This is a genomic window from Kluyvera sp. 1366 (assembly GCF_054823405.1).
The window spans coordinates 1-6,182 of the sequence record NZ_JBTRDW010000021.1; the positions used below are offsets into that span (position 1 = coordinate 1).

General features: G+C 63.3%; 8 protein-coding genes. All 8 read right to left on the reverse strand.

Going from position 1 to position 6,182, the window contains the following annotated elements; genetic code table 11:
* Positions 1 to 1,076: plasmid transfer ATPase TraJ (gene traJ / locus ACVLVH_RS23980; RefSeq protein WP_498950432.1), on the reverse strand; the 1,076-nt coding region annotated here is incomplete at its 3' end.
* A complete protein-coding gene (locus ACVLVH_RS23985) occupies positions 1,076 to 1,900 on the reverse strand; it encodes a type IV secretory system conjugative DNA transfer family protein (protein WP_498950434.1) in 825 nt (274 codons plus the stop codon). The genes ACVLVH_RS23985 and traJ, both read right to left, overlap by 1 nt.
* Positions 1,897 to 2,388: a DotD/TraH family lipoprotein gene (locus ACVLVH_RS23990; protein WP_498950436.1), complete on the reverse strand. Its 492-nt coding sequence runs from the start codon at positions 2,386 to 2,388 to the stop codon at positions 1,897 to 1,899. The genes ACVLVH_RS23985 and ACVLVH_RS23990 overlap by 4 nt, the downstream gene beginning before the upstream one ends.
* A gap of 183 nt (positions 2,389 to 2,571) precedes the next feature.
* Entirely contained in the window at positions 2,572 to 3,966 is a 1,395-nt protein-coding gene (pilV, locus tag ACVLVH_RS23995) for a shufflon system plasmid conjugative transfer pilus tip adhesin PilV (RefSeq protein ID WP_498950438.1), read from the reverse strand.
* Positions 3,966 to 4,619 carry a prepilin peptidase gene (locus tag ACVLVH_RS24000; protein ID WP_498950440.1) on the reverse strand — a complete coding sequence of 218 codons (654 nt, stop codon included), beginning with the start codon at positions 4,617 to 4,619 and terminating at the stop codon, positions 3,966 to 3,968. Before ACVLVH_RS24000 ends, pilV begins: the two co-directional genes overlap by 1 nt.
* A gap of 20 nt (positions 4,620 to 4,639) precedes the next feature.
* Positions 4,640 to 5,104 carry a lytic transglycosylase domain-containing protein gene (locus ACVLVH_RS24005; protein ID WP_222213790.1) on the reverse strand — a complete coding sequence of 155 codons (465 nt, stop codon included), beginning with the start codon at positions 5,102 to 5,104 and terminating at the stop codon, positions 4,640 to 4,642.
* A 53-nt stretch (positions 5,105 to 5,157) separates the two neighbouring features.
* A complete protein-coding gene (locus ACVLVH_RS24010; RefSeq protein ID WP_498950442.1) occupies positions 5,158 to 5,745 on the reverse strand; it encodes a type 4 pilus major pilin in 588 nt (195 codons plus the stop codon).
* A gap of 26 nt (positions 5,746 to 5,771) precedes the next feature.
* On the reverse strand, positions 5,772 to 6,182 hold a 411-nt coding region (locus ACVLVH_RS24015; protein ID WP_498950444.1), incomplete at its 5' end, for a type II secretion system F family protein.

Genomic DNA, 6,182 nt, shown 5'->3' on the forward strand with positions numbered 1-6,182 from the left:
CGCCAGGCCTGATCCACGATGCGGCGCTTCTCCAGCCGGATGATGTTGTTGATATGCTGACCCCACTGCGACCAAGGCATTTCGGCGAGCTTTTCGCGCAGGTAATAGTCAAAAAGGATGAACTCACGGACCGCGATGCGCTTACCGTCGGTCGTGCGTAGCAGCGTCTGTACCACCACGTACTGCAGTACGCCCAGCAGCGACCACGCCATGGCGTCGCGGCTCTCGTGCGGAAATTCGTTAATGAGGCGCGGGAAGGCCTCGCCCGGCGAGTCGATGTGCGTGGTTGAGAGCATCAGGTGACCGAGCTGGCCGGCGCGGATGCCGGCGTCAATAGTCTCGCGGTCTCGCATCTCCCCCACCCCGATGACCGACGGCGCGCGCCGGAGGTCTGCGCGGATGCCCGTAGCAAAGTCAGGAATATCTTTCCCCACCTGCGACTGCAGCGGCGGCAGCACGTCGCCCGGACGGCCGAGGATGAACTCAATCGGGTCCTCTTTGGTGGTGACCTTGCGGTCGGGGTCCGTGTCCAGACAGTGGCGATAGGTCGAGGCGAGCGAGGTGCTTTTGCCCGAGCCGGTGATGCCGCCCCACAGCCCCCCCCCCTTCGCTGGCAGGAGGTTCGCCATCAGCTCCGCCTCCAGTCCCAGACTTTCCAGCGGCGGGATGTCGGAAGGAATGACGCGCATTGTCCAGCCAATAGTGCTGTCCTGACGCCCCGCCGTGCCCTGCAGCAGATTGACGCGAAAGCGGATGCGCTCGCCGCGCTTCAGCCCCCAGCGGCCGGTCATGTCGCCGTCGAGCTGCATCGCCCGGTCAACCGACACGCCGCCGCGCACCTGCGGGCGGAGCTCCGGGGAAAACACCTCGTCCATCAGTTTGGCCATGGTGTCGTCCGCCACCGCAAACGGGCTTGCCCTGAGCAGGCGGCCGTAACGGCCGACCACGAAATGGTTGTCGCCCTGCAGGTGAATGTCGCTCACGTTGTTGCGCGCACACCACACCATAAAGCCGCGCAGCGTATCGGCGCTAAGCCCGCCGCTGAAGTCGTAAAGTTCCAGGTCTGAGGCTGCCATTAGCGCTTCTCCGTATTGATGACCGGCTTCCACTTCGCCTTGTCGGTGACGAAGCCCGCGCGGGATTCAAGACGTCGCTCGCGGTCACCGGTGGTGAGTTTGTTGCTGTCGCCGGTGACCGTCTGCTGACGCTCGGTGACCACCGGCGCGGTGATGAGGTTCTGCCGACGCAGCAGCACGTACTGCAGCATGCCGTTGTAGTCGCGCGTCAGGCGGTTGACGTTGGCCTCCAGCGTCTCATCGGCGCTCTGACGTCCCTCTGTCCAGCCTTCGTTGACCGCCGCCTGCCAGATGTCGCGCTGCACGCCGTTTTCCGGGATGAGCCCACCTTCCGGCTCGCCCGGCGGCACGGTGCTGAGCCCGGCCATCAGCCAGCCGCGCCACGTCGGCGGGTTGCTGACGAAGCGCTCGGGCTGGATGATTTCGTACACGTGGCTCGCGGTGCGTATCTGGTCGGGCGTGACGTGCGCCACGTCCACCGCCTCGGTGATGACCGGCGGCAGCCAGCCGTGGCTGCTGATGAGCGGGCGGAAGTCATAGGTGGCGTCAAGCTGCCTGGCCCGCGCCTCCAGGTCGCGGCGCAGTTCCCACGCCCGCTGCGCCTTGCCGCCGCGAAAGCCGGTGGTGCGCCCGCCCTCGGTCAGCATCTGCCGGCGGTTGTCGGAAACGTCAGCGGTGTCGCGCTTCTGCGGTGACAGGTAGGCTTCCGGCCCCGGCGGCGGCGCGCCGTCAGGACCGGGCGCAGGTGCCGCTTTCGTAAAGTGAAATCCCGCGCAGCCCGCCAGCAGCGCGGGCAGCAGCAGGACGCAGAGTCGGGCTTTCATCGGCGGCCTCCCTTATGGTTACGTCCCGGCTCAGCCGGCAGCGAGGGCATAAACTGCAGCACAATCTGCCCGGGGTACGTCACGAACGTGCCGCGCCAGGCGGTCTGCATCTCAATCATGCGCAGGACGTTTGCATAGGTGACGTCCTGCACCTCAATGTCCACGGGCAGCGGCAGGCGCACGCCGGCGTAGCTGAACTTCAGGCCGCGGGCACGGGCCAGCGCGCTCAGCAGCTCCACCGCGTCGCCGTTCCAGCTGAAAGTGACGCGATCGCTGTCGGCGCGAATGATGCCCATGGGCAGCGGCGTGCCACCACTCATGTCACCTTCAAGCCACAGCTGCTGCATCTGCAGCGCCGTACGCGGAGTCTGAGTAGTTGTGTGAGTTGCAGCAGCAGGTGCGGGCTGCACACTGCGGGTGGTGTTAAAGGCCTGGCAGCCGGACAGCAGCAAGGCCGCGGCGCAGGCTGCGGTAAGGAACGTTTTCATGGAATCTCCGGATGCGATTCAATCTGTAGCGGGGAATGCTTCAGAAAAATGATCAGGCAAGTGATTTGGATTTATTCGCTGACAAGTAGCTGAGTCAGGTAATAAGGAGGCCACTCAGCGGCTGATGACGAAATTGATAGTCAGTAAGCGGAATACAAAGACGACGCACTGCGGATAATTGTTTCAGTTGCAAATTGCATAGCTCTGGGCAGTAATAGTCTGGTTTTTGGTCGAGTCACAATAGACTGACCAGCCGCTGTCATTTTCTGGTACCGATTTAACCAGCCAGACAGACCCTTCTCCGCTCGGGCTGACGCAATTGCCGCCACCTCCGGAGATCTTCTTACCGGCAGGGCACGCAGCGTAAGAAGAGGAATAGCGATTTGCATTTGATGAAGAGAAAATAATCTGAAAGTCGGCCGAAGCTGTTCGCCAGACGCCATTAACGCATGACAGGATAGCGCCCGTACCATCACGGCTAACCAGACCGTTAGGGGAGCAGCCCGCACCGGCACTGTTCACACCGTCAAGTTGCAATGCTTCTCCAGTAGAAAGTCGCCCATCCGAGCGAACACTGCCGCCGCGCATCTGCCCGGCGGTGTAAATATTCTTGTTATTAACTGACCTTACCCAGTCGTTATCCGACATATAAAAACCGCCGCCGTACGTTTCATTCAGCCAGCCCTTGCCACCCCGGGTGATAATCCAGCCATTGTTGCTGCGGATATCGTTGTTTGCCGTAATGCCGTTGTTGGCTGTGACGTTGTTGCCAGCCGCCACGTTGCCATTCGCGGTGACGTTACCGCTCGCCGTCACGCTGCCGCCGGCGGTGACGTTCGTGCCGGCAGAAACCTGGCCGGTAAAAGCCCCCGTCGCCGCGTTGACCGTCCCGCCGCTGTTAATGTTGTTGCCGTTCATATCGATGGCCGTGTGCATGCGGTTCAGGTCCGGCCGGCCGGTCACCTGATAGCGGTAAAGCCTGTCACTTTCGTCCGCGTCGGTGCCGAGCGCGTCGGCGGACAGGAATGCAGCAAGGCGCCCCTGCTGACCGGTCAGCCCGTAGTCACCGAGCTTTGCCTGCCAGCCGCCGTCGGCGCCCACCGCGTTATTTGCAGGCCAGACGTAGCCGCCCATGCCGTCGGTGTCCGTCGCTATCTGACGCAGGCCCTTATAGGGAATTTCGCTGCCGCCGGTGGTCAGCACGAAGGCGACCAGCTGGCCCGCCTGACCCGGGTCTCTCGCCACCGCGAGCTGGTAAGTCTGTCCGCTGTCGTTGGTCAGTGAAAAGCCCTCCGGGAGGTAGCCCTGCGTGCGCAGCGTGGCACCGGTAATCACGACCGGGCCGCCGGCAACCTGCGTCAGCAGCGTGTCGCGGTTGTCGCGCACGTAGCGCTTGCCCGCCTGCGCCACGAAGCTCAGATGCGAGGCCGTTCCGGTCCAGACTTTTTCCTGCTGCATGCCGGCGTAGCGGTCCATGGCGCCGGGCGTGATGATGAGCACGATGGCCATCACGATGCCGAGCTGAAGCAGCATGTTGCCGCGGTGTACCACGCGCGGCTTCCGTTTCAGAAATTTCATCAGAGCACTCCCACCAGTTGTTGGGGAAAGAAAAGGCACACGCCACACAGGTAACCAAACAGCGCAGGCGCAAAGGGTTTTGAAGTCTGGCGCGTCAGCGCCGCGCACAGGCAGCACAGCAACAGCCCGCCGGCGGCGGCGTAGCACGCGCTGCGCCACGGCAGCCAGGCGCACAGGCCGGCCATCAGATAAACGTCACCGAGCCCCATGCGCTCCTCGCGCTGGCGAAAGCTGGCCAGCCAGCGTACGGCGCCGGACAGCGCGAACGCGGCGATACTGGCGAGCAGCGCATCGCTGAGCGGCAGCACCGCATCCGGCAGCGCCGCAGAGGCCAGACCGCCGAGCCAGAACGTCATCGTGTAGCGCAGCGGCAGCCACTGACAGCGAAGGTCGGTGAGCGTCAGCGGTACCGCAAGCACCAGCAGGAGTAAGCTACGCAGGACGGCACTCACCGGCACCGCAGGTGGCAGCGCCAGCAGCCAGCTGGCGGTGAGCAGGTAAATCAGGGCAACCGGCGTCAGAAGCGGCCAGGTCAGAGGCGGACCGTCATGCGTGCGCAGAAATCGGCTGGCCTGATGCGCCTGCAGCGCAAACAGCCCCGCGCAGCAGGCAAGCCATGCGCAGGCCGCCGGACCATCGGTAAATAAAGTCATGAAATTTTCCGTGTGAAAGGTCAGCGTCGGGCCATGTAGTCGGCGTAAACCTTGCGGGCGTAAAGCATCCGGCGGGCGGTATTGTCGTCGGCGAAGCCGGCGTTATAGCTGCCGAGACACTCCCACGTGACGCCGCAGACCTGCAGGTGCCGTGCAAGTATCCAGGCCCCGACCATCACGTTCAGGCAGGGTTTTGTCAGCAGGTCCTGCTCGCTCTGCAGCACGCCCATAGTGCGCAGCTGCGGCACGTGCGTGGAGTTGATCTGCATCAGGCCAAAGTCCCGGCTGGTAACCTGACCTTTTTTGTTGCGGTTATAGCCGATAGCCCCGGCGTTGAAGCCACTTTCCACCTTGCTGATGGAGCGCAGCAGCTGCGGATCGACGTGGTAGCGTGCGCCCGCCTCGTTGTAGCAGTAAGCCTGCGCCGGCAACGCGGCGCACAGCAGCAATCCGGCCACCGTCAGCAGGTATGTAAGCCTGTTCATCATGAGTCACCGTGAGTCGGTCAGAAAAGGCGCCGGGTTTCCCCGGCCCTTCATCAGGTATTGCTGGTGAAGACCAGCGTGTTGGTGCCGGCTGAGCCGCTGTCCGCCGAGCACTGTGACGCCGCCACTGACGCACTGACCGCCCCGCTGGTCGAGCTGCCGTTGATGCTGGTTGAGGCGACGTTGTTGGCGCCACTCATTTTCTGCACCAGCTGCGCGCAGGCCTCCTGCGGCACCTGCGTGTAGGTCAGGGAGAAAGCGGTATTCTGACCGCCGCTGGTGCTCACCGGCTGCACCGTAACGCTGCCGCCCCAGCGGTTATTCAGCGAGGCGCTGCCCGATGATTTGGTGCCGATGACCGCCATGCTGCCCGGCGCGCCGCCAAACTGTACCAGCGCGCCGGTCATGGCCGCCGCTGAGCTGAACTGGTAGGTGCCGCCGGTTTTCAGCATGCCGCGGGTATTGGTCATGAGCTCCCCGGCGTTGGACATCTCTTCGGTGTAGTCCGATCGGCTGAACAGACCGTTTCCGGAGGAGAGCACCCAGACGAGCACGAGGAGCGCAGCGATGCCCACGATGACGGCTTCCTGCAGGTTAAGGGCGCCGCGGTGAACGGCAGAGCGTTTTAAGGGTTGTGACATGGTTGAAACCTCATTAGGAAAAAAAGTTAGCGATTGCCAATCAGCGAGCCCAGGTCCTGTGTTGCGATAAACGTGAGCAGCAGATAGCCGGCGGTCACGAGCATCCCCAGCAGCTGCAGAAGCCGGGAAATACGTTTGATGCGGTTGATGGATTTGGTGAGCCACATGCGCGCGAAGTTTTCGATGTTGTCCTCGCCGCCCGGACCGGAGGTCAGCAGCAGAAGCCTGTCGATAGCCTCCCGCGAGGGAAACGCATAGCCGCTGTCGGCCAGCGCCTGCCCGAGGTGCTTACCGCGTGCCACCTGACGCCGGGTGGCAGTCAGACGCTCATACAGCCAGGGCGTGGCGTTGCGGCTCAGCATGTCGAGCGCCTCCTCCGTGCGGACGTTGGCGCGCAGCAGCGCGCTGAGGTTCAGCAGAAAGGAAACGCCCTGCAT